Here is a 21994-nt window from a genome sequence, read left to right on the forward strand (position 1 = left end):
GAGGAGACACGCATGATTCCCGGAGAGCTGCTAACCGCTGCTGGCGAGATCGAGCTGAACGTGGGACGCCCCACGATCAGCGTGACGGTCGCCAACACCGGTGACCGGCCGATTCAGATCGGCTCGCATTTCCATTTCTATGAAGTCAACGATGCGCTGCAATTCGACCGAGAGGCTGCGCGCGGATTTCGTCTGAACATTGCCGCCGGGACTGCCGTGCGGTTCGAGCCGGGTCAGCAACGCACCGTCGAGTTGGTTGCGCTGGCGGGCGATCGGCGCGTGTTCGGCTTTGCCGGGCGTGTTATGGGGGCCTTATGAAGATTTCACGCCGCGCTTATGCGGAGATGTTCGGCCCGACCACCGGTGACCGGCTGCGGTTGGCCGATACGGAACTCATCATCGAGATCGAGCGCGATTACACGATCTACGGCGAAGAGGTGAAATTCGGCGGCGGCAAGGTCATTCGCGACGGCATGGGCCAGTCGCAACGCACGCGCGCCGACGTGGTGGACACCGTCATTACCAATGCCGTGATCATCGATCACTGGGGCATCGTCAAAGCGGATATCGGGTTGAAAGACGGCCGGATCTGGGGCATCGGCAAGGCCGGCAATCCGGACATTCAGCCGGGTGTGACGATTCCCCTCGGTGCCGCCACCGAAGTCATCGCGGGCGAAGGCATGATCGTCACCGCGGGCGGCATTGATTCGCACATCCACTTCATTTGTCCGCAACAGATCGAGGAAGCGCTGTCGTCGGGCGTAACGACGTTGCTGGGCGGCGGCACCGGCCCGGCCACGGGCACCAACGCCACGACGTGCACACCGGGGCCGTGGCACATCGAGCGCATGTTGCAGGCGGCGGACGGCTGGCCGATCAACCTCGGTTTTCTCGGCAAGGGCAACGTGAGTCAGCCCGAGCCGCTCACCGAACAGATCGAAGCCGGTGCCATCGGGTTGAAGTTGCATGAGGACTGGGGCTCGACCCCGGCGGCCATCGATGCGTGTCTGTCGGTCGCCGACGCGACCGATACGCAGGTCGCCATTCACACCGACACGCTCAACGAAGGCGGTTTTGTCGAAGCGACGGTCGCGGCGATCAAGGGCCGCACGATTCACACGTATCACACCGAGGGCGCGGGCGGCGGGCATGCGCCCGACATTCTCAAGGTCTGCGGCGAGCCGAATGTGTTGCCGTCGTCGACGAACCCGACGCGGCCTTACACGATCAACACGCTCGACGAGCATCTCGACATGTTGATGGTGTGCCATCACCTCGACCCCGCGATTGCCGAGGATATTGCCTTCGCCGAGTCGCGCATCCGGCGCGAGACGATTGCCGCCGAAGACATCCTGCATGACTTGGGCGCGCTGTCGATGATCTCGTCGGATTCGCAAGCCATGGGGCGGGTGGGTGAAGTGGTGCTGCGCACGTGGCAGACGGCACACAAGATGAAGGTGCAGCGCGGCGCGCTCGGTACGGATTCGGCACAGGCCGACAATTTCCGCGTGAAGCGTTACGTGGCGAAGTACACGATCAACCCGGCCATCACGCACGGCATGGCGCATGAAATCGGGTCGATCGAAGTCGGCAAGTGGGCGGATCTGGTGCTGTGGGAACCGGCGTTTTTCGGCGTGAAGCCGTCGCTGATTCTCAAGGGCGGCATGATCACGTCAGCGCTGATGGGCGACCCCAATGCATCGATTCCGACGCCGCAGCCCGTGCACTATCGCGAGATGTTCGGGGCACGTGCCGGGGCGATGGCGCGCACCTCGCTGACGTTCGTGTCGCAAGCGGCGTACGATGGCGACGTGGCTGGCCGTTACGGCCTGTCCAAGCGCATCGTGCCGGTGCGCAATATCCGGCAGGTGACCAAAGCCAACATGATCAACAACGACTGGCTGCCGCAGATCAGCGTCGACCCCGAGACCTATCAGGTCATCGCCGACGGGCAACTGCTGACGTGCGAGCCGGCGACCGTGCTGCCGATGGCGCAACGTTATTTCCTTTTCTAGACCATGTCGCAAGCCTCCGATTCCGCGCCTGATTCCGCGCCCGATTCCTCCTCTCATTCGCATGCTGACGATGCGGCGGATGCTGTGTCGTCTTCGTCGTCGGCTTCTTCTTCGGCGACGCTGCGCCGTGTCGAAAAGCGCTTCGAAGCTGGCCGCATCGCGGCACCGCTTGCACGGCGTGCGCCTGCGCTGGTGCTGCCCTTCGATGCGCGCGGCAAAAGCCGTCTGCGTGCCACGCTGGAAACCGGTGAGGAAGTCGCAGTGTTCCTGCCGCGCGGCACGGTGCTGCGCGGTGGCGATGTGTTGGTGGCAGATGACGGCGGATTGATTCGCGTGGAGGCGGCACCGGAAACGGTGTTGCTGGTGACGGCGTCGACGCCGCTCGCCCTCACCCGGGCAGCGTATCACCTCGGCAATCGCCATACGCCGGTCGAAGTCGGCGACGGGTATCTCAAGCTCGAATCCGATCCGGTACTGCGCGACATGCTCCTGCGATTGGATGTCGACGTGGCCGAAGCGCTGATGCCCTTCGAGCCGGAAGCCGGTGCCTACGGTGGTGGCCACAAGCACGGCCATGACGCGACGTTCGCGGAAGACTATGCGCTCGCGCAGCAAGTTTTCCATGAGCACCATGGACATTCGCATGACCACGATCATGAACATGGTCATGCGCACGTTCACGGCCCGGATTGCGATCACGGGCACTCGCACGGGCACGCGCATACCGCCGAGTGTGGTCACGATCATGGGCACGTTCATGGCCCCGACTGCGGGCATGACCATGCGCATCATGGCCACACGCACGCGCCTGCACATGTGCACGGCCCTGACTGCGGCCACGCTCACGCGCATACGTCTTCCAGCGAAGACGCTGCGTCTGTGAATCCATCTGCTTCTCCTTCGAGCGCCTCCGATGACGGCAAGTCTGGCCAGTCCTCTCACTGAGCCCGTCGCGGCCGCGTCGCTGCAATCGCTTGCGGCGCTGCTCCACCTTGCGTCGCCCGCGTTGCCCATCGGGGCGTTCAGCTATTCGCAAGGGCTTGAGGCCGCTGTTGAGCACGGCATCATCGTCGACGCCCCCGGGGCAGAACGCTGGATCGCCAGCCAACTCGACGGCGTGTTCACCACGGGTGAGCTGGCACTGCTGGCGAGGCAATGGCGTCACTGGCAAGCGAACGACGTCGCTGCGCTGATCCGTGTGAACGACTGGCTGCTGGCGACGAGAGAAGCGGCTGAACTTCGCGCCGAAACCGAACAAATGGGCTGGTCGCTCACGCAACTGGCGATGTCGCTCGAATGGGGCACGGCTGCGCAGCGCGAGCAACTGGCGTCGATTCGCCCGATCGCGTTGCCGACGGCATTTGCGTTCGCCGCGCTCACGCATGGCGCGCCGCTCGCGGACATGCTCGTCGCTTACGCATTCAGCTGGCTGGAGAATCAGGTGGCCGGTGCACTCAAAGCGGTGCCGTTGGGGCAACTCGCCGCGCAACGGGTGATCGTGGCACTGCGACCGCGCATCATCGACGCTGCACATCGCGCCGCGACATTGCCCGACGATCGAATCAATACGTTTTCCCCGGCGCTCGCGATTCTGGCGTCGCGCCACGAGACGCAATACTCAAGGCTGTTCCGTTCCTGAGGGGTGAGCGTGCTTCATGCGCTCGCCGCTTCGCTCCCTCATTGGACCCTCATCACTCTGCGCCACTCACGACACTCCTTATGACGACATCTGCCAACGCCCGTCGTACCAAGAAGAACCCACCGCTGCGTGTCGGTATCGGCGGCCCGGTCGGCTCCGGTAAAACTACGCTGACGGAGATGCTCTGCAAAGCCATGCGAGACCGTTACGATCTCGTGGTCATCACCAACGATATCTACACGAAGGAAGATCAGCGCCTGTTGACCGTCGCCGGCGCGCTCGAACCTGAGCGCATTCTGGGCGTGGAAACGGGCGGTTGCCCGCACACGGCAATTCGCGAAGACGCATCGATCAACCTCGAAGCGGTCGAGCGCATGCTGGAGCGCTTTCCCGATGCCGATGTCGTGTTCATCGAATCGGGCGGCGACAATCTCGCGGCCACGTTCAGCCCCGAGTTATCCGATCTGACGATTTATGTGATCGATGTGGCCGGTGGTGAGAAGATTCCGCGCAAGGGTGGCCCGGGTATCACCAAATCGGATCTGCTGATCATCAACAAGACCGATCTCGCGCCGTACGTTGGCGCGTCGCTCGACATCATGCGCGCCGACACGCAGAAAATGCGCGGCATGCGCCCCTTCGTCATGGGCAACATGAAGGAAGGCAAAGGCCTTCAGGAAATCATCCAGTTTATTGAAGCGCGGGGGATGTTGGCTTGAGGGGATGCGAGGGCCGTGCAGCAAAAGAGTCAGTGGTTGAATGGAAAGTCCCTGGGCGGCCAGGGACGATTCACGTTCTGCAACGACACGATGGTGACTACACTCTCCTTTAATTCGTAAATCATTCTGTAGCGTTTGTGAGGTATTAGCATGCGAGCGTTACTGGCTCGGTTGAGACGCCCCATAGCTGGAAAGATTCGCAAGTTCCTCAGCGCCCGTTCCACACACGTATTCAGATTCAAAGCTGCGCTGGCATTAATGTTGGAGAGTTGATTCCAGATAATGACGCGTTCGCGCAGCGCAAATTTCGACCAACGAATCGTTACTCTCACAGCGTTTTCTGAAGCTCCCGGCAGCGTTCATCAAACAGAGTACTAACGACCTCGTCTGGTACGGTACGCCCCTCTTCAATATCCTTGAGCCCCATGAGGAGACTTACGAAATCCTCAATATTGACTTCGCTGGGATCCTGCGGACGCTCGAAGTACTCCTCGTTCAGGTCGATCGAACACCCTGTCTTCACGACCTCGCAGGGCAGCTTGCGACCCGACGCGACATCGGCAAGTCCACGGATCGTGGCCTCATAGAGAGTTTGCGCTTCCGCCAGAATGGCGGGTGAGGGATGGCAGGGCGAATCGAGATCCGCCAGCAGATGGAGATGACGCACAGAGAGATCGGCGCGTTGCTCGATAGTTTGCATCGTGATTCCTGACTAGGATTTTGGCGGGGGGCCACTCACACGAGTGCTGCCAAATTAAACGTCAGGGATAGGTCGAGTCAATACAGGTCGGGGAGTTATCGGGCGATTCCTAACGGAACCGCCCTGATGTCCGAAGCGGGTTTCGGACTAGCGCTGCGCGACCGAGAAGCCATGCTCTCGCAGCAGTTGCAGCACGCCATGCGGGCCGCCAAGATGCAGTGTGCCGATGGCAACGAACACCGGCTTGCCCGGGTCCGCGAGAAACAGCATCCGCGCCAAAAAGCGGCGGTTGCGTGAGTACAGAATGCGCTCGTCGATAGCGTCGGCCAGCGCCACGTTGCGTCGCACTTGTGCCGCCTTGCCCTGCGACCAATCGAACACCAGCTCCGCATCGCCCGCGCGCCAAAGACGGTGCAACTCCTCCACCTGTGCCGTGGCCTTCTTCGGGGTCAGCACCAGCTCCTGCGCAAGCAACTCGTTTTGCTGTGCCGCCGACAACCCCGTGAATGCATCCATCTGCTCGGCCAACGACTCCAGCCCGACAATGCGCCCGCGGTAAATATTCTCCAGCTGGTTCTCGGTGCCGTATTCCGTTTGCAGATCGGCGCCCATCGAGTCGAGCGTCTCCACGAGCAGCGCCGCCAGCCAGGGCCGCATGTGGCGAATCTCGGTGAGCATCGCCGGATTGCCCTTGAGGCGGTCGCGCAACTTGCGCCATAACGGCGCCGGAATCATCCTCGGCAGACACGCGCGCGTGCACATGCCGTACTTCTGCACGTCGTCCTGCGACATCGTCAGATCGTCAGGCGAGAGCTCGAACGCCACCACCTTCGAGACGCGCAGCGCATCGACCACCACTTTGCGGAACGGATAGTCGTCGGGCTTGCCGACGTGCAGGGTACCCATGACGTAGATCGTCATGTCGCCCTTGCGGGCTTCGTAGAACGGCAGATTGGCGCCGGGCGGCGATTCGCCCGGCTCGGGCACCACCAGCGGCAACGCCCGCGGCGTAACGACGCGGGGTGTCACCGTCGATGCCGCATCGAGCGTGACGGCGAGCGTCATCAGCAGGCAGCCCAGCAGCCAACCGGTCAAAGCGACGCCCCGACGGACATGCGTCGCGCGTGGTGGTCCACCCAATCTCGTCATCCCTCAATGTCTTCAACCCGATGGCACGCCACCAGACGTCCTTCGAGCTCGCGCAATTGCGGCACTTCCTCTCGGCAATGGTCGACGGCATACGGACAGCGCGGCGCAAACGCACACCCTGGCGGCGGGCGCAGCGGTGACGGCAACTCGCCGATCAGCGCAATCTTCACGCGCCGCTCGCTCGGCTTGATGGCCGGCGTCGCCGACATCAGCGCCTTGGTGTACGGGTGCAGCGGCTTGCCGAACACGGCGGCCTTGGGACCGTGTTCGACCGCGCGGCCGAGATACATCACCATCACGTCGTCGGCCACGTGCTCGACTACGGCGAGATTATGCGACACGAATACGTAACTCGTCGCGTATCGGTCCTGCAAATCCATGAAAAGATTCAGGATCTGTGCCTGAATTGAGACATCCAGGGCCGAGACCGGCTCGTCCGCCACCACGATCGCCGGCGACAGAATCATCGCCCGTGCGATCGCCACGCGCTGCCGCTGCCCGCCCGAGAACATATGCGGATACCGCGCCACATGCTCCGGCCGAAGCCCCACCGTGCGCATCATCGCCGCAATCTTCTCGCCCCGCTCGGCGCGGGTGAGCGCCGTATTGATGGCCAGCGGCTCATCCAGCGCCTGCCCGACCGTCTTGCGCGGATTGAGCGACGCGTACGGGTTCTGGAACACCATCTGCACCCGCGTACGCAACGGGGCCAGATCGCCCGCCGATGCCCCGGTCGTCTCGGTCGCGTCGATGGCGAGTGTGCCGGACGTCGGCGGCTCGATCAACGTCAGCACCCGTGCCAGCGTCGATTTGCCGCACCCCGACTCACCCACCACGGCCAGCGTCCGGCCAGCCGACAACTCGAACGACACGCCGTTCAGGGCCTTGACGCTCGCGTCCGCGCGGAACATGCCCCGGTTGACGGTGTAAAAACGCTTCAGATCGCGGGCGGCCAACACCGTGCGATTCGGCTCGCGCTCACGCGTCGTAGCGTGCGGGGTATGTGGGGTGTCCGGGCCGCCCGGCGGCGTCGCGAAAACGGTTTCACTCATTGCGCACCTCCGGTAATCAGTCCACCTGCCGCACCACCCGCCAGACCACCCGCCGCATGCGGCAGTGGCTTGAAACACCGCACACGCGGCGACCCGACAGCACTCGGCCCGGTATAGGGCTCAAGCTTGGGTTGCACCGTACGGCAATGGTCATCGGCATAAGGACAGCGCGGCGACAGCAGACACCCGGCCGGCCGATCGTCACGGCCCGGCACCACGCCGGGCAAGGTATGCAGGCGTCGCACGCCACGGTTGTGTTCGGGAATCGCCGCGAGCAGCGCCTCGGTGTAGGGATGATGCGGCGCGTCGAACAGCGCCGGCACCTGCTGCACCTCGATCACCTGCCCCGCATACATCACGGCCACCCGGTGCGCCACTTCGGCCACCACGGCCAGATCGTGCGAAATCAACACGAGCGACATGCCGTGGTCGCGCTGCAAACGCAGCAGCAACGCCATGATCTGCGCCTGAATGGTCACGTCGAGCGCGGTCGTCGGTTCGTCGGCAATCAGCAACTTCGGCTGGCACGCAATCGCCATCGCGATCATCACGCGCTGGTTCATCCCGCCCGAGAGTTGATGCGGATACGCGCTGAGCCGGTTCGCAGCATCGGGAATTTCCACCTGTTCGAGCAACTCCACGATGCGATCGCGCAGCGCCCGGCCACGCAGTCCCATGTGCCGGCGCAGCACTTCACCGATCTGATAGCCGATGGAATAGCTCGGATTCAGGCTCGAGAGCGCGTCCTGAAAGATCATGGAAACGTCGCGCCCGACGATGTTGCGCCGCTGCCGCGCCGAGGCGTGCAGCAGATCGCGCCCGTCGAAGCTGACTTCGTCGGCAGTGACGCGCCCGGGGGCGTCGATCAGCCCCATGAGCGCGAGCATCGTCACGCTCTTGCCGGAGCCGGACTCGCCGACCACGCCGAGAATTTCGCCCTGGCCGACGTCGAGGTCGATGCCTTCGACGGCGCGCGCACCTTCAAAGTCGACCGATAGATTGCGGATAGTGAGCAGACTCATGCGATTCGCTTCAGTTTGGGGTCAAGGGCGTCGCGCAGGCCGTCACCGACCAGGTTGATCGCAAGGACCGAGATGACGATCGCAAGACCCGGCAGCGTCACAATCCACCAGGCACTTTCCATATAGTCGCGCGCCGACGCGAGCATCGAGCCCCACTCGGCAAGCGGTGGTTGCACGCCCAGGCCGAGAAAGCCGAGCGCCGCCGCATCGAGAATGGCCACCGAGAAGCTCAGCGTCGCCTGCACGATCAGCGGTGCCGCACAGTTCGGCAGCACGGTCGAGAACATCAAGCGCAGCGTGCCGGCACCAGCCATGCGCGAGGCGGTCACGTACTCGCGCTGCAATTCGCCGATGGCAGCCGCGCGCGTGAGACGCACATACGCGGGCAGCGTCACGATCGCAATTGCGATGGTCGTGTTAGCCAGCCCCGGGCCGATGATGGCCACGACGGCCACGGCCAGCAGCAGCGACGGCAGCGCCATCATCATGTCCATCAGGCGCATGATCGGCGTGTCGAGCCAGCGCGGGAAAAACGCTGCGAGCAGGCCAAGCAGAATGCCCGGAATCAGCGACAACACCACCGACGACAGACCGATCCAGAACGACAGGCGTGCGCCGAAGATCAGACGCGACAGGATGTCGCGGCCGGCTTCATCGGTACCCAGCAGAAAGCGCGCGTTGCCGCCTTCAAACCAGGCGGGCGGAATCTTCACGAAATCGCGGTATTGCTCGATGGGACTGTGCGGCGCGATCAGCGGCGCAAAGATGGCCGCAAGGAACATCAATATCAAGATAATCGCGGCGAACGTCGCGCCGCGATTGGCGGTAAAGCTGCGCAGGAATTCCCGCACCAGGCGCGCGCGAGGCGTGGCCGTAATGGCGGCGGGCGGCGGCAGCGTAGCAGGCGTGTCACTCATTGTTGACCTCCTTCAGTGCCGAATGCGCGGATTGACGACGCCGTAGAGCACGTCGACCAGCAAGTTGACCAGAATGACGCCCGTCGCGATGAGCAGGATCCCGCCCTGCACCACCGGATAGTCGCGTCGCAAAATGGCGTCGATCAGCCACTTCCCGATGCCGGGCCACGAGAACACGTTCTCGGTGAGCACCGCGCCCGCGAGCAGCGTGCCGACTTGCAGCCCGATCACGGTAATCACCGGAATGAGCGCGTTGCGCAGCGCATGCACGACGATCACGCGCCAAGGCGACAGCCCTTTCGCGCGCGCCGTCCGGATGTAGTCCTCACGCAGCACTTCGAGCATGGCCGAGCGCGTCATGCGGGCGATCACCGCCAGCGGCACGGTGCCGAGCACGATGGTCGGCAAAATCAGATGGCTTACGGCGGACGAGAACGCACCCGGTTCGCCCGAGAGCAACGTGTCGATGAGCATGAAGCCGGTCACGAACGGCACGTCGTATTCCACACCGATGCGCCCTGACACGGGTGTCCATTGCAGATCGACCGAGAACAGCATGATCAGCAACAGCCCCCACCAGAAGATGGGCATCGAGTAGCCGGTCAGCGCCGCCCCCATGGTGGTGTGGTCGAGCATCTTGCCGCGCCGCAACGAGGCGGCGACACCGGCAGGCAGACCGACGATCAGCGCGAAGAGCATCGCGCAAGTGGCCAGTTCGAGCGTGGCGGGGAAGCGCGAGAAGAACTCGTGCAGCACGCCCTCGTTGGTCACGATGGAGCGCCCGAGGTCGCCTTGTGCGGCGTGCTTCAGGTAGACGAAGTATTGGGTGGTGAGCGGTTGATCGAGCCCGAGCCGTTTCATGGCTTCGGCGTGCATGACGGGGTCGAGGTTTCGCTCGCCCACGAGCACTTCGATCGGATCGCCGGGAATGAGGTGGATCAGCGCGAACGCCAGGACGGTGATGCCGATGAAGGTCGGGATCACCATGCCCAGTCGTCGCAGGACGAATCTCAGCATATGAGGGTTCCGTGGGCTTGCGCACCGCCCGCCCCCGGCGGCAGGACGGGTGGCGCTGTGCCGCGTTATTCAGTCGTGAACGACCGTTTGTCTTGGTGCGGCGGGCAGATCCGGCGCGGCGGCCGGGTCTGCCCGCTTGATACCAATCTATTGCTTGTTCCCCGCAAAGGCCGTTGCCGAGCCATTGCCGGGTGGCGAAACTCGATCAGTCGAGCATCAGTCGAGAGATACGCCAGCAAAACTGTTACGGCTGAACGGGCTGAGCTTGAAGCCCTTCACGTTCGTCGCCATCGGCTTGTACTGCGTGGAGTGCGCGATCGGCGAGAACGGCAGTTGCTGCGCGAAGATTTCCTGCGCCTGCGTGTACAGCTTCGTACGCGCTGCAACGTCCGTGGTCTGACGCGCCTGCTTGATGAGGTCGTCGAACGGCTTGTAGCACCACTTCGAGAAGTTGTTGCCGTTCATCGAGTCGCAACCGAGCAGCACGCCGAGCCAGTTGTCCGGATCGCCGTTGTCGCCGGTCCAGCCAATCAACAGCGCATCGTGCTCGCCAGCCTTCGCGCGCTTGATGTACTCACCCCACTCGTACGTGACGATGTTCGCCTTCACGCCGATCTTCGCCCAGTCGGCCTGAATCATTTCCGCCATGAGCTTGCCGTTCGGGTTGTACGGACGCTGCACCGGCATCGCCCACAGCGTGATTTCGATACCCTTCACGCCTGCCTTGTCGAGCAACGCCTTGGCTTTCTCGGGATCGTAGCCGGACGGCTTGATGTTCTTGTCGTAGGACCATTGCGTCGGCGGCATCGGCGCGCCGTTCGACAACTGTCCGGCCGAGCCGTAGACGGACTGGAGAATCGCCTGCTTGTTGATCGCCATGTCGAGTGCCTGACGCACTTCCACGCGGTCGAGCGGCTTCTTCTGCACGTTGTACGCCACATAGCCGAGGTTGAAACCCACCTGATCCGGCATCTTCAGCTTCGACGCCTTGCCCTGTGCCGAGATATCGGCCTTGAGCGAATCGACATCCGCCGGGCGCGGGTACGTTGCGACCTGGCATTCGTTGCGCTTGAGCTTCTGGATACGGACGTTGGCGTCGGTGGTGATCGCGAAGATCAGCTTGCCCACCTTCGGCGGCAGATTCGTATTCCAGTAGTCCTTGTTGCCATCCAGACGCAGCGTGGCGTCCTTCGTGTAGCTGCGGAAGATGAACGGCCCGGTGCCGACCGGCTTGAGCGCGATGTCGCGGGAATTGTTCGCGGCGAGCAGCTTGTCCGCGTATTCCTTCGAGAGGATCGACGCGAACGACATGGCCAGATTCTGGATGAACGGTGCGTCGACCTGCTTCAGCACGAAGCGCACGGTGTACGGATCGACGATCTCGATACGGTCGATATCCTTCTGGAGTCCCATATCGACGAAATACGGGAATTCAGCCGGATATGCCTTGCGGAAGGGCATCTCGCGATCGCCCATGCGCTCGAACGTGAACTTCACGTCTTCGGCATTGAAATCACGCGTGGGCGTGAAGTATTCGGTGGTGTGGAACTTGACGCCTTTTCGCAGATGGAAGGTGTAGACCTTGTTGTCCGGCGAAATGTCCCACTTCTCGGCGAGCGACGGCATCACCCCGGTTTCGCCCGGAACGAAGGCGATCAGACGGTTGTAGATGGCGTCGGCGGGATCGAAGTCCGTGCCGGTGGTCAGTTGTCCCGGATCGAAACCGGCCGGGCTGCCCTCAGAGCAGTAGACAAGGGTCTTGTTCGGGAGCTCGACTGCTGCGGCGGACTGGATCGCGGTCGCGCCGGCAAGCAGAGTCGCAGCCAAAAGCAAACGCAGGGTGTGGGTTCGTTTCATAGGCTCCTCGGAATGATATTTTTCGAGGCTCAGGATCAGGTCGTCCGGTTAGGGGTCGCCGCCGAGCACCCGGGAATATTACTGAAGGTTACCTCGCGTCACAACACGCCAAATCCCTAGCAATTCGCCGATTTGCAGCGTTTTCAATTAGGAAATCACTTAATTTTGATTAGGATTGACATTCAGGTGCCTGATCGGCGCAATCGCCGCCCAGCCAGCGATGACGCGCGAAGGTGCAGCGCTGCACCGGCTCGGGGAGCGAAAGCGGCCACGATTTGAAAGCCGTAGCGCGTATGGGAAGTGTCTGAAGTGCCGAGGGGGCAAGGGGCAAGGCCCGGCGAGTGCGCGGCGCGCGGCCGTGAGACCTGAAGACGATCGATGCGCCCTGTCATGGGACGCACCGACATTGACGCAGTTTGCGAGTGCTGGAAGTCAGCCGGGCTTACAGACCCAGCCGCTGCCACATCGCCTTGGTGGCGGCTGCCGCGTTGAGCGTATAGAAATGCAGCCCCGGGGCGCCGTCGGCGAGCAGGCGCTCACACAGTGCGGTCACCACGTCGAGGCCGAACGCGCGAATCGACTCACGGTCGTCGCCGAAGCCTTCGAGGCGCTTGGCGATCCAGCGCGGCACTTCTGCACCGCACATTTCCGAGAACCGCATCATCTGCGAGTAGTTCGTGATCGGCATGATGCCCGGCACGATCGGCACGTTCACGCCAAGGCGCGCGGCATCGTCGACAAAGCGGAAGTAGGCGTCCGCATTGAAGAAATACTGCGTGATCGCGGCGTTGGCCCCGGCCTTCACCTTGTTGGCGAAGTGTTCGAGGTCCAGACGCGGCGACTTCGCCTGCGGGTGGTACTCGGGATAGGCCGCCACTTCGATGTGGAACCAGTCGCCCGTCTCCGCGCGAATGAATTCGACCAGCTCCGACGCGTAACGAAATTCACCGATTTCGCCCATGCCCGACGGCAGATCCCCGCGCAGCGCCACGATGTGACGGATGCCGTGACTGCGGTACGTCTGCAAGATGTCGCGGATGTTGTCTTTGGTCGACCCCACGCACGACAAGTGCGGTGCCGCTTCGACGCCTTCGCGTTGGATTTCCACCACCGTATCGATCGTACCCTGCTGGGTCGAACCACCGGCACCGAACGTCACCGAGACGAATTTCGGACCGAGCGGAAACAGTTGCTGGCGCGTCGCGCGCAGCTTCTCCGCGCCTTCGGCGGTCTTGGGCGGGAAGAATTCGAAGCTGAAAGAGGGTTGCGTCATGATCTTCTGATTATCGAGAGAGTCGCTCGCAGGGCACTCATGCCGCCTTGGCATGCGTGGCGTGTACGAAAAACTCCCGGTTACCGTCACCGCCCGTAATCGGGCTGTCGAACCAGCCGGCCACCGTGAGGCCGAGCGATTCGCAGGCGGTGCGGATCTTTGTCTCCACCTGCGCGTATTGCGCGGGGTCGCGCACGAGGCCGCCGCGCCCGATGTTCTCGCGTCCCACTTCAAACTGCGGCTTGACCAGCATCAGCAAGTTGCCACCCGGTGCCAGCAGCGGCGCAAGCGCCGGCAGCACCAGCGTGAGCGAGATGAACGACACGTCGCCCACGATCACGTCGAAGCCCGCCTCGGGGGTCGTCGGTGCGGGCGCCGACGCAGCCGCGCCCTCGCTCGCCGCAGACGACTTCCACTGCGCCAACTGCTCATCCAGCATTTCACGCGTCAGGTGCCGCGCGTTGATCCCTTCCAGCGAGATCAGTCGCGGCTCCGTCACCAGCCGGCCATGCAGTTGCCCATGGCCGACATCCACACCGATGACCTGCGCCACGCCCTTCTGCAAGAGGCAGTCGGCAAAGCCACCGGTCGACAGTCCGACGTCGAGCGCCGTGCGCCCTGCCAGCACATCCGCCCCCAGCCCGGCAGCCGCAAGCGCGCCTTCGAGCTTGAGCCCGCCGCGAGAAACGTAGCGATCCTCGCCCGGCAACCCATCGACGGCGGCACGCACTTCGAGCACTTCATCGCTCGCCACGAGCTGGCTGGCTTTCTTGAGGACGGTGTCGGTGTCGGCGACGTACACCCGCCCCGCATCGATCAAACGCTGCGCGACAGTCCGCGAAGACGCGAGGCCTCGCGACACGAGTGCCTGATCGACACGAAGGGATGGCGACATGACAACAAATTCCTGCGGATGAAAGCAGGCACGCTGGCGGCAGCGTGCCGGTTGAACGTTTGATTAAGCGTTGCGTTAAACGTTAGTCGCGCGATCGCCGCCGAACACCAGCGCCGACAGAATCCACGAGATCAGGCTGTACAACAGCGAGCCGAAGAGCGCCGCCCAGAAGCCCGAGACTTCGAACCCCTTGACCACGTTGGCGGCCAGCCAGAACAGCAACGCATTGATCACGAAGATGAACAATCCGAGCGTGACGACCGTGACCGGCAGCGTGAGCACCACGAGCAGCGGACGCAGGAATGCGTTGATCAGGCCGAGCACGACCGCAACGATCAGCGCCGTACCGATGCCCTTGAGCTGAACGCCCGAGATGATGTGCGGCAAAACGAGAAGTGCGATGGCATTGATGAGCCAAATCAGCAGCAGACGCATGGCAAGCTCCGAAGGACAAGCCGGTGCGAGACGTCGACGTCAACACCGGCAGTTACAAGAATTCGTACGCGGCTGCGCGTGTGGCGCAGCCGCGTGGGTACTGCCCGTTACTTCATAGCGCGACCTAATGGGCCGGCCTGATCGTGCAACTTAATAACGGTAGTGCGACGGCTTGAACGGACCGTTCTTGTCGACGCTGATGTACTTCGCCTGATCGTCGCTCAGCACGGTCAGTTCGGCACCGATACGGCCCAGGTGCAGACGCGCGACCTTCTCGTCCAGATGCTTCGGCAGCACGTACACGCTGTTCTTGTACTTGGCGCCGTCCACGAACAATTCAATCTGCGCGAGCGTCTGGTTGGTGAACGAGTTGCTCATCACGAACGACGGGTGACCCGTGGCGCAGCCCAGGTTCACGAGGCGGCCTTCGGCCAGCAGGATGATGCGCTTGCCGTCCGGGAAGATGATGTGGTCGACTTGCGGCTTGATGTTTTCCCACTCGTACTTGCGGGTCGACGCGACGTTGATTTCCGAGTCGAAGTGACCGATGTTGCACACGATCGCCTGATTCTTCATCGCAGCCATGTGGTCGTGATCGATCACGTGGAAGTTGCCCGTGGCCGTCACGAAGATGTCGGCCTTGTCGGCGGCATATTCCATCGTCACGACGCGGTAGCCTTCCATCGCGGCTTGCAGTGCGCAGATCGGGTCGATTTCAGTGACCCACACCGTCGCGCCCAGACCACGCAGGCTTTGTGCGCAGCCCTTGCCCACGTCGCCGTAACCGGCCACGAGTGCGATCTTGCCGGCGATCATCACGTCGGTCGCGCGCTTGATACCGTCGACGAGCGACTCGCGGCAGCCGTAGAGGTTGTCAAACTTCGACTTGGTCACCGAGTCGTTGACGTTGATGGCCGGGAACGGCAGCGTGCCGTCCTTTTCCATCTGATACAGACGGTGCACGCCCGTGGTGGTCTCTTCGGTCACGCCCTGAATTTGCGACAGGCGCTTGCTGTACCACTGCGGGTCGAGGGCGATGTGACGCTTGATCGCAGCGTACAGGGCCACTTCTTCTTCGTTGGTCGGGTTGGCGACGACCGAGAGGTCCTTCTCGGCCTTGCTGCCCAGAATCAGCAGCAGCGTGGCGTCGCCGCCGTCATCGAGAATCATGTTGGCGAACTCGCCGTTCGGCCATTCGAAGATGCGGTGGCTGTATTCCCAGTATTCGTCGAGCGATTCGCCCTTGAACGCGAACACGGGGATACCGGCGGCGGCGATGGCCGCAGCGGCGTGATCTTGCGTCGAGAAAATGTTGCACGAGGCCCAGCGCACTTCGGCGCCCAGTGCGGTCAGCGTCTCGATGAGCACGCCCGTCTGGATCGTCATGTGGAGCGAGCCGGCGATGCGGGCGCCCTTGAGCGGCTGGGTGGCCTTGAACTCTTCACGCGTGGCCATCAGACCCGGCATTTCGCTCTCGGCGATGCGCAGTTCCTTGCGGCCCCAATCGGCCAGCTTGATATCAGCTACGTGGAAATCGGTGAATTTCGAATCGACTACGGCGTTCATCACGCCTCCTTTCTCTAAATGTCTAGATAGTTGGGACGTGAGCGCCGTTCTTGGGGCTTACGCGCCGAACTATCCGGGGGAAACCGGGGGCCGGCGGGGGCCAATGGGAAGGATCTTGAGCCTGGCAGCGGTATCCGCTGTCGCAACGCTCCTCAAGACTGGCGCATTGTAGCAAAACTCATGCGGCGCGTCGGGTCAGGGGCGACGTTCGAAGGGTTATTTTTTGGGGGAGCAACGGCAGGAGGAACGGCGAAGAAGGTGCACGGGGTGCACCTTCCCATCATCAGATCGGCAAGTGCGTGAGCAGCGGCGCGGCAAACACCATCACGATGCCGTTGATCATCATCACAAGGCTCGCGACCACGCCCTCTTCGCTGCCGATCTGGCGCGCCTTGGCCGTGCCGAACCCGTGAGCCCCAGCGCCAAACGGTGCTCCCCGGGCCATGCGGGTACGCAACGGCAGCCACGACAGGAGCGCCTCGCCGAGCAGCATGCCGATGAAGCCGGTGACGATCACGAACAACCCCACCAGATCGCGCGAGCCGCCGACCTTGTCGGAGACCACGAGCGCAAACGGCGTCGAGATCGACCGGGCGAGCAGACTGCGCGCCATTTCCGGCGGCAACTCAAACAGACGTGCCAGCACGAACGAACTGCCCACCGCCACGATCATCGCGACGAGCACGCCCACGGTGAGCGCAAACGCGTGACGGCGAATGATGTCGCGGTGTTCATAGATCGGCACGGCAAACGCGATGGTCGTGGGGCCGAGCAGCCAGACGAGCCAGCGCGAATCGGAAATATAGGTGGTGTACGAGATGTCGCCGCCGACCATCACGGCGATGAGCAGCACCGGCGCGAGAATGGCCGGGCCGAGCCACACCTTGCCGAAGCGCGCGTAAAGGCGCTTCGACACGTAATAGAAGACAACCGTAAGAGCGAGCAGAAGCAGCGCCGTATGATTCATGACAGTATCCGGCGAGAGGTTAAGGCTGGGGTTGTGGTGCCATCCGCAGCGCCCGCTGCCACTATCGAAGCGAAGCGAGCGAGCCGTCAGGCACCATCAGCGGCGATTAGCAACGATCAACGATCAGCGAACGTCGTGGGCGTGTAAGGCGCGGCGTGCCGGCAGGCGCACGAAGGCGGCCTTCATGCGGCGCTCGGCGCGGCAGGCGAGATCCACGGCCAGTGCCGTCGAGACCATCACAAGCACGGTGCCCACGCCAATCACGGCGAGCAATTGCAGGCCTTCGTGGCGCAGCAGATCGGTGTATTGCATGACGGCGGCGACCATCGGCACGAAGAACAGAATCATCTCGGCCAGAAACCAGTCGGCGCCGCGCTTGATCTTGTCGGCCTTGAGCACACCGCTCATGAGCAGACCGACCACGGCGAACAAGCCGAGCACACCACCCGGCAGGGGCAAATGAAAATGACGCGACGCAGCATCCGCCACCAGATAAATGCCGGTGAGCAGGGCGATCTGCCACACCACGTCCACGGCGCGCTTGCTGCGGCTATACAGACGGCTGGCGATCATCTTGGTCATGGCACTCTCCCTGGGGTTTTGCATCAACATGGAGTGCAGTATAGGAAGCGCTGCAACATAAATATAATGAATTACAATTATCAAATCGATTCCAAATTGGAATAATTTAAGTATTAACCCTAATAGTGCATGAGAAAGCCTTATCTGGCGGGGCTTTCCGGCTTTTAGCACCAAAACGGTGCAATCGGGAGCCCCGAAATGGAACTGCGTGCCTTGCGAGGATTTGTGGAAGTTGTGCGACAGCAGAGCTTCACGGCGGCGGCCGAAGCGCTCTTTGTCACGCAGCCAACGGTGAGCAAAATGGTCAAGGCGCTCGAAGACGAGCTCGGCACGCCCCTCATGTTGCGAGAAGAGCGCGGCATGGGCCGCCGGCTGCAACTCACCGATGCCGGTCGGGTGGTCTTCGAGCGCGGTCAGGATGTGCTCGCCGCCTACGCCCGTTTGCAACAGGAGTTGTCGGATCTGGAGTCGGTCGCGCGCGGCGAACTGTCGATCGGCATTCCACCATTGGGCGGCGATCTGTTCATCCCGGTGATCGGGGCGTTTCACCAGCACTATCCGGATATCGAGATGAAGCTGTTCGAGACCGGCTCCCGGGCCATCGAGCAGGCGCTGCTGGCGGGCGACATCGAACTGGGTGCCGTGTTGCTGCCGATCGACCCCGCCATTCTCGACGTGCTCCCGGTGTGCCATTACCAGTTGCGGTTGATCGCGCCGCGCGAGTCGTCGTGGGAAGGCCGCGCGTCGGTCGGGCTGGGCGAGCTTCGCGACGAGCCGTTCGTGTTTTATGGCGAAGGCTTCGCGCTGTCGGAATTCGTGATTGCGGCGTGCCGGCGGGCGGGCTTCACGCCGAAGATTGCCGGACGCTCAAGCCAGTGGGACTTCATTGCGTCGATGGTCGATAACGGGGTCGGCATTGCCTTGCTGCCCGAGCCGTTCTGCGCGCGGCTCGATCCGAAACGCTTCGTGATTGCGGATATTCGCGATCCGGAGATTCCGTGGGATCTCGCGATGGCGTGGCGACGCGACTCGTACCTCTCGCACGCAGCGCGACGCTGGCTCGCACTGGCGCGCGACATCCTCGGCCCCGGCGGCGACGGCGACGTCAAGGCGGCACAAGCGGCCATTGCCGGCGCGACACGGCGCCAGCCTGCGCGCTGACACGCTGACAGGCCGACACGGCATCCACGCGCGGCCAACGCCGCCCGCCTTCAAACGATTGCGGTATCCTTGCCGCTTACAAATTCTTCCCCCCGGCCGCGCGACGAGCGCGGCACATCGACACCTATGCGCATCATCACTGCGAATCTGAACGGCGTGCGATCGGCCTCCAAGAAAGGCTTCTTCGAGTGGTTCGGCAATCAGGACGCCGACATCCTGTGTGTGCAGGAAATCAAGGCGCAGTTGCCGGACATGACGCCGGACTTTCTCAAGCCGCACGACTATCAGGGCTACTTCCATTACGCCGAGAAGAAGGGTTACAGCGGTGCGGGCGTGTACGTGCGCCGCGAGCCCGACGACATCGTGATCGGCTGGGGTCAGCAAGAGTTCGACGCCGAAGGGCGTTATGTCGAAGTGCGCTACGGCAACCTGTCGGTGATCTCGGTGTACATCCCGTCGGGTTCCAGCGGTGAAGAACGTCAGGCGGCCAAGTTCCGCTTCATGGCCGACTTCATGCCGCACTTGCTGGCGTTGAAAGCCGCCGGACGCGAAGTCGTGTTGTGCGGCGACGTGAACATCGCGCACAAGGAAATCGACATCAAGAACTGGAAGGGCAATCTGAAGAACTCGGGTTTCCTGCCGGAAGAGCGCGCGTGGCTCACGCAGTTGTTCGACGACCACGGCTATGTGGATGTCTTCCGCACGCTGGATCAGCGCGCGGAGCAATACACGTGGTGGAGCAATCGCGGGCAGGCGTATGCGAAGAACGTCGGGTGGCGCATCGACTACCAGATCGCCACGCCGGGTATCGCCGGCAAAGCCAAAACCACATCCGTCTTCCGCGACATCAAGTTCAGCGATCACGCACCGCTGATCATTGACTACGATCACGCGCTGTAACGGATCGCCCGATGAAGACCCTGTTGTTTTGTACTTGCTACATGAAGGATGCCGAAGCTTGGCAGCAACGGTATCAACGCTGGCTCGACTTCTACCGGAACGGACCGATCCACGCCGACAAGATGGTGATGATCGACGACGGCTCGCCGTATCTCCCGCCGGCCGAGTTCGTCCGTACGGTAGCCGCCGGGAGCGACCTCTCGGCACATGACGACGTGCACGCCATCGTTCGCTTCGAGAACAATCTGGGGCGCCAGAGCATGAGCCTCTACCCCGGATGGTGGCGCAGCTTCCTGCACTCGGTGACGCTCGCGCGCGCCATGGGCGCCGACAAGATCGTTCACATCGAATCTGATGCCTACACGCTGAGCCAGCAGATCGTCGACTTCATCAATGACACCCAGTCGGGCTGGCACGTGATGTGGGCGCAGCGCTACGCCATGCCGGAGACCGCCATTCAGGTCATCGGCCGGGATCAGTTCGACGTGCTGGAGACACTCGCGAAGGAATATCCGAAGTTCGATTTCCCGGATATTGCGGAGCGTCTGCTGCCCTTCACCTCGGTGAACCGGCAGTTCACGGGCGATCGGTATAGTGAATTCAAGCGCAACCGGGGCATCTTCCGCTCGCGTAAATTCAACTTCCTGCCGATCTTCCAGCGCGACTTTTTCTGGGAGCCGATCCCGCCCGATGCGGACTTCGCCACACAAGTGGTCAAGCGCCAGAAGGTAACCTATCGCGGCGTCTGAGCGACGCTGCCCTCATCGTCGGAATCGTCGGCATCGTCTGCGCCCCAAGGCGCGACCTTCGGCAGCAGCAACATGCCGGGTACCGCCAGCACGGTGCAGATCAGGAAGAACGTCAGCCAGCCCACCCCATCCACGATGTACCCCGTGCCCGCGTTCGCGAACGTGCGCGGCACGGAGGCGAGACTGGTGAACAGGGCGAATTGCGTCGCGGTATAGCGCGGGTCCGTCGTGCGGGCGATGTACGCCGTAAATGCCGCCGTCCCCAGCCCCGCCGTGAACGCCTCGAACGCGATCACCGCGCCGAGCCCCGCCACGACGGCACCGGCTTCTGCCAGCCACGCAAAGCCGAGCACCGACACCAGTTGCAGCACGCCGAACACCCACAGCCCGCGATTGATGCCCAGCTTGATCAGCCAGATACCACCGATGATCCCGCCTGCCACACTCGCCCACAAGCTCGTGGCCTTCGCGACCACGCCAATCTGCGTCTTGGTGAAACCCAAATCCAGATAGAACGATGTCGCCAGCGATGTCGCCATCGAATCACCCAGCTTGTACAGAAAGATGAACGCGAGCACCAGCAGCGCTTTCGTCCAGCCACCGCGCGTCACGAACTCATGGAACGGCTCGACCACGGCTTCGCGCAACGTCTTGGGCGGCGTGCCGCGAATCGCCGGCTCCTTGACGACCAGCGTCATCACCAGCCCCGGCAGCATGAACGCCGCCGTCACGAAGAACACCTGCGACCACGGCAGATGATCGGCCATGATCAGCGCGAGCGACCCGGGCACCAGCCCGGCTACCTTGTACGCGTTCACGTGCATCGCCGTGCCCAGCCCCTGCTCCCGGTCGGAGAGCAACTCGCGGCGGTAGGCGTCCAGACAGATGTCGAGACTCGCGCTGAAGAACGCGAGCGCCGCCGCGAGCGCGGCAATCGTCATCAGATCGCGCTGCGGCGAGTACGTCCCCATCAGTGCCACGGCCCCGGCCACCAGCAACTGCGTGACGAACATCCAGCCGCGCCGGCGCCCGGGCTTCCACCCGAACAGATTCGGCGCGAAGCGATCCATGAGCGGCGCCCACAGAAACTTCCATGTATAGGGGAATTGAATCAGCGCAAACAGGCCGATCGCCTTGAGGTCCACCTGCTCGCTGCGCAGCCACGCCTGCACGAGATTGAGCAGGATGAACAACGGCAAGCCGGAGGTGAAGCCGAGAATCACGCAGATGATCATCCGCGTGGGGTGGAACACTCGCCCGTCGTCGGGCGGCATCGAATCGGTCATGGACAGGACAATTGGGGCCGGCTGCGCGCGACGAACGGCCTCCGCCCCTCGCTCCCGTGCGTCGATCATTGTCGACGTCGAATCAGGAGCGCC

The 21994-nt window shown here is 62.8% G+C and carries 23 protein-coding genes and 1 riboswitch; of the genes, 8 read left to right on the top strand and 15 right to left on the bottom strand.

The window, feature by feature from the left end; all coding sequences use genetic code 11:
* Positions 1 to 12 precede the first annotated feature (12 nt).
* From CDV44_RS21185 to ureG, 5 genes are all read left to right on the top strand, one after another.
* Positions 13 to 318: an urease subunit beta gene (locus CDV44_RS21185; protein ID WP_058376875.1), complete on the top strand. Its 306-nt coding sequence runs from the start codon at positions 13 to 15 to the stop codon at positions 316 to 318.
* Positions 315 to 2015 carry an urease subunit alpha gene (gene ureC / locus CDV44_RS21190; protein WP_087690275.1) on the top strand — a complete coding sequence of 567 codons (1701 nt, stop codon included), beginning with the start codon at positions 315 to 317 and terminating at the stop codon, positions 2013 to 2015. Before CDV44_RS21185 ends, ureC begins: the two co-directional genes overlap by 4 nt.
* Before the next feature lie 120 nt (positions 2016 to 2135).
* On the top strand, positions 2136 to 2960 hold the full coding sequence (ureE, locus tag CDV44_RS21195; protein WP_087690795.1) for an urease accessory protein UreE: 825 nt from the start codon (positions 2136 to 2138) through the stop codon (positions 2958 to 2960).
* Positions 2929 to 3654 carry an urease accessory protein UreF gene (locus CDV44_RS21200; protein WP_087690277.1) on the top strand — a complete coding sequence of 242 codons (726 nt, stop codon included), beginning with the start codon at positions 2929 to 2931 and terminating at the stop codon, positions 3652 to 3654. The genes ureE and CDV44_RS21200 overlap by 32 nt, the downstream gene beginning before the upstream one ends.
* Positions 3655 to 3734: 80 nt before the next feature.
* Positions 3735 to 4373: an urease accessory protein UreG gene (gene ureG, locus CDV44_RS21205; protein WP_058376870.1), complete on the top strand. Its 639-nt coding sequence runs from the start codon at positions 3735 to 3737 to the stop codon at positions 4371 to 4373.
* Positions 4374 to 4402: 29 nt separating this feature from the next.
* Here ureG and CDV44_RS28770 read toward each other — a convergent pair whose 3' ends face one another.
* The 14 genes from CDV44_RS28770 to CDV44_RS21275 all read right to left on the bottom strand — a co-directional run bounded on the left by CDV44_RS28770 (position 4403) and on the right by CDV44_RS21275 (position 17805).
* A complete protein-coding gene (locus CDV44_RS28770) occupies positions 4403 to 4705 on the bottom strand; it encodes a type II toxin-antitoxin system RelE/ParE family toxin (protein ID WP_170936059.1) in 303 nt (100 codons plus the stop codon).
* Entirely contained in the window at positions 4702 to 5073 is a 372-nt protein-coding gene (locus tag CDV44_RS21215) for a hypothetical protein (protein ID WP_087690281.1), read from the bottom strand. Before CDV44_RS21215 ends, CDV44_RS28770 begins: the two co-directional genes overlap by 4 nt.
* Before the next feature lie 147 nt (positions 5074 to 5220).
* On the bottom strand, positions 5221 to 6168 hold the full coding sequence (locus tag CDV44_RS21220; RefSeq protein ID WP_322788724.1) for a TraB/GumN family protein: 948 nt from the start codon (positions 6166 to 6168) through the stop codon (positions 5221 to 5223).
* 50 nt (positions 6169 to 6218) lie between these two features.
* Complete coding sequence (locus tag CDV44_RS21225) at positions 6219 to 7274, bottom strand: peptide ABC transporter ATP-binding protein (protein WP_087690283.1); 1056 nt, start codon at positions 7272 to 7274, stop codon at positions 6219 to 6221.
* Complete coding sequence (locus CDV44_RS21230; RefSeq protein WP_087690284.1) at positions 7271 to 8296, bottom strand: ABC transporter ATP-binding protein; 1026 nt, start codon at positions 8294 to 8296, stop codon at positions 7271 to 7273. The genes CDV44_RS21225 and CDV44_RS21230 overlap by 4 nt, the downstream gene beginning before the upstream one ends.
* Positions 8293 to 9213 carry an ABC transporter permease subunit gene (locus CDV44_RS21235; protein WP_087690286.1) on the bottom strand — a complete coding sequence of 307 codons (921 nt, stop codon included), beginning with the start codon at positions 9211 to 9213 and terminating at the stop codon, positions 8293 to 8295. The genes CDV44_RS21230 and CDV44_RS21235 overlap by 4 nt, the downstream gene beginning before the upstream one ends.
* 12 nt (positions 9214 to 9225) lie before the next feature.
* On the bottom strand, positions 9226 to 10230 hold the full coding sequence (locus CDV44_RS21240; RefSeq protein WP_087690288.1) for an ABC transporter permease subunit: 1005 nt from the start codon (positions 10228 to 10230) through the stop codon (positions 9226 to 9228).
* Positions 10231 to 10446: 216 nt separating this feature from the next.
* A complete protein-coding gene (locus tag CDV44_RS21245) occupies positions 10447 to 12087 on the bottom strand; it encodes an ABC transporter substrate-binding protein (protein WP_058376864.1) in 1641 nt (546 codons plus the stop codon).
* A 442-nt stretch (positions 12088 to 12529) separates the two neighbouring features.
* Positions 12530 to 13360 carry a methylenetetrahydrofolate reductase [NAD(P)H] gene (gene metF, locus CDV44_RS21250; RefSeq protein WP_087690290.1) on the bottom strand — a complete coding sequence of 277 codons (831 nt, stop codon included), beginning with the start codon at positions 13358 to 13360 and terminating at the stop codon, positions 12530 to 12532.
* 37 nt (positions 13361 to 13397) lie between these two features.
* Complete coding sequence (locus CDV44_RS21255) at positions 13398 to 14255, bottom strand: TlyA family RNA methyltransferase (RefSeq protein WP_087690292.1); 858 nt, start codon at positions 14253 to 14255, stop codon at positions 13398 to 13400.
* Between the two features lie 75 nt (positions 14256 to 14330).
* A complete protein-coding gene (locus CDV44_RS21260; RefSeq protein ID WP_058376861.1) occupies positions 14331 to 14690 on the bottom strand; it encodes a phage holin family protein in 360 nt (119 codons plus the stop codon).
* A gap of 150 nt (positions 14691 to 14840) precedes the next feature.
* Positions 14841 to 16256 (bottom strand): adenosylhomocysteinase, encoded by a 1416-nt coding sequence (gene ahcY, locus CDV44_RS21265; protein WP_087690294.1) that lies wholly within the window; start codon positions 16254 to 16256, stop codon positions 14841 to 14843.
* A 32-nt stretch (positions 16257 to 16288) separates the two neighbouring features.
* Positions 16289 to 16416: riboswitch (S-adenosyl-L-homocysteine riboswitch) on the bottom strand.
* A 123-nt stretch (positions 16417 to 16539) separates the two neighbouring features.
* Positions 16540 to 17223: an LrgB family protein gene (locus tag CDV44_RS21270; RefSeq protein WP_058376859.1), complete on the bottom strand. Its 684-nt coding sequence runs from the start codon at positions 17221 to 17223 to the stop codon at positions 16540 to 16542.
* A 123-nt stretch (positions 17224 to 17346) separates the two neighbouring features.
* On the bottom strand, positions 17347 to 17805 hold the full coding sequence (locus CDV44_RS21275) for a CidA/LrgA family protein (RefSeq protein WP_087690296.1): 459 nt from the start codon (positions 17803 to 17805) through the stop codon (positions 17347 to 17349).
* A 198-nt stretch (positions 17806 to 18003) separates the two neighbouring features.
* Here CDV44_RS21275 and CDV44_RS21280 point away from each other — a divergent pair, with 198 nt between their 5' ends.
* From CDV44_RS21280 to CDV44_RS21290, 3 genes are all read left to right on the top strand, one after another.
* Positions 18004 to 18966 (top strand): LysR family transcriptional regulator, encoded by a 963-nt coding sequence (locus CDV44_RS21280; protein ID WP_058376857.1) that lies wholly within the window; start codon positions 18004 to 18006, stop codon positions 18964 to 18966.
* 126 nt (positions 18967 to 19092) lie between these two features.
* Positions 19093 to 19866, top strand: coding sequence for an exodeoxyribonuclease III (locus CDV44_RS21285; protein WP_087690298.1), 774 nt, complete (start codon positions 19093 to 19095; stop codon positions 19864 to 19866).
* A gap of 11 nt (positions 19867 to 19877) precedes the next feature.
* Positions 19878 to 20615: a hypothetical protein gene (locus CDV44_RS21290; RefSeq protein ID WP_087690299.1), complete on the top strand. Its 738-nt coding sequence runs from the start codon at positions 19878 to 19880 to the stop codon at positions 20613 to 20615.
* On the opposite strand, the gene CDV44_RS21295 is transcribed toward CDV44_RS21290, so the two are convergent.
* Positions 20600 to 21901, bottom strand: coding sequence for an AmpG family muropeptide MFS transporter (locus tag CDV44_RS21295; protein ID WP_087690301.1), 1302 nt, complete (start codon positions 21899 to 21901; stop codon positions 20600 to 20602). The genes CDV44_RS21290 and CDV44_RS21295 overlap by 16 nt on opposite strands.
* Positions 21902 to 21994 lie beyond the last annotated feature (93 nt).

Origin of the sequence: Pandoraea sp. PE-S2R-1, from assembly GCF_002179865.1 — a bacterium.
Taxonomy (GTDB): Bacteria; Pseudomonadota; Gammaproteobacteria; order Burkholderiales; family Burkholderiaceae; genus Pandoraea.

What these genes read in the sequence shown, in the direction of transcription:
- CDV44_RS21290 (WP_087690299.1), top strand. Translation starts at nt 19,878, where the DNA reads ATGAAGACCCTGTTGTTTTGTACTTGCTACATGAAGGATGCCGAAGCT.
- CDV44_RS21185 (WP_058376875.1), top strand. Translation starts at nt 13, where the DNA reads ATGATTCCCGGAGAGCTGCTAACCGCTGCTGGCGAGATCGAGCTGAAC.
- CDV44_RS21245 (WP_058376864.1), bottom strand. Translation starts at nt 12,087, where the DNA reads ATGAAACGAACCCACACCCTGCGTTTGCTTTTGGCTGCGACTCTGCTT.
- CDV44_RS21275 (WP_087690296.1), bottom strand. Translation starts at nt 17,805, where the DNA reads ATGACCAAGATGATCGCCAGCCGTCTGTATAGCCGCAGCAAGCGCGCC.
- metF (WP_087690290.1), bottom strand. Translation starts at nt 13,360, where the DNA reads ATGACGCAACCCTCTTTCAGCTTCGAATTCTTCCCGCCCAAGACCGCC.
- CDV44_RS21295 (WP_087690301.1), bottom strand. Translation starts at nt 21,901, where the DNA reads ATGACCGATTCGATGCCGCCCGACGACGGGCGAGTGTTCCACCCCACG.
- CDV44_RS21235 (WP_087690286.1), bottom strand. Translation starts at nt 9,213, where the DNA reads ATGAGTGACACGCCTGCTACGCTGCCGCCGCCCGCCGCCATTACGGCC.
- CDV44_RS21280 (WP_058376857.1), top strand. Translation starts at nt 18,004, where the DNA reads ATGGAACTGCGTGCCTTGCGAGGATTTGTGGAAGTTGTGCGACAGCAG.
- CDV44_RS21200 (WP_087690277.1), top strand. Translation starts at nt 2,929, where the DNA reads ATGACGGCAAGTCTGGCCAGTCCTCTCACTGAGCCCGTCGCGGCCGCG.
- ahcY (WP_087690294.1), bottom strand. Translation starts at nt 16,256, where the DNA reads ATGAACGCCGTAGTCGATTCGAAATTCACCGATTTCCACGTAGCTGAT.
- CDV44_RS21255 (WP_087690292.1), bottom strand. Translation starts at nt 14,255, where the DNA reads ATGTCGCCATCCCTTCGTGTCGATCAGGCACTCGTGTCGCGAGGCCTC.
- CDV44_RS21260 (WP_058376861.1), bottom strand. Translation starts at nt 14,690, where the DNA reads ATGCGTCTGCTGCTGATTTGGCTCATCAATGCCATCGCACTTCTCGTT.
- CDV44_RS21225 (WP_087690283.1), bottom strand. Translation starts at nt 7,274, where the DNA reads ATGAGTGAAACCGTTTTCGCGACGCCGCCGGGCGGCCCGGACACCCCA.
- CDV44_RS21240 (WP_087690288.1), bottom strand. Translation starts at nt 10,230, where the DNA reads ATGCTGAGATTCGTCCTGCGACGACTGGGCATGGTGATCCCGACCTTC.
- CDV44_RS21270 (WP_058376859.1), bottom strand. Translation starts at nt 17,223, where the DNA reads ATGAATCATACGGCGCTGCTTCTGCTCGCTCTTACGGTTGTCTTCTAT.
- CDV44_RS21285 (WP_087690298.1), top strand. Translation starts at nt 19,093, where the DNA reads ATGCGCATCATCACTGCGAATCTGAACGGCGTGCGATCGGCCTCCAAG.
- ureG (WP_058376870.1), top strand. Translation starts at nt 3,735, where the DNA reads ATGACGACATCTGCCAACGCCCGTCGTACCAAGAAGAACCCACCGCTG.
- CDV44_RS21230 (WP_087690284.1), bottom strand. Translation starts at nt 8,296, where the DNA reads ATGAGTCTGCTCACTATCCGCAATCTATCGGTCGACTTTGAAGGTGCG.
- ureC (WP_087690275.1), top strand. Translation starts at nt 315, where the DNA reads ATGAAGATTTCACGCCGCGCTTATGCGGAGATGTTCGGCCCGACCACC.
- CDV44_RS21215 (WP_087690281.1), bottom strand. Translation starts at nt 5,073, where the DNA reads ATGCAAACTATCGAGCAACGCGCCGATCTCTCTGTGCGTCATCTCCAT.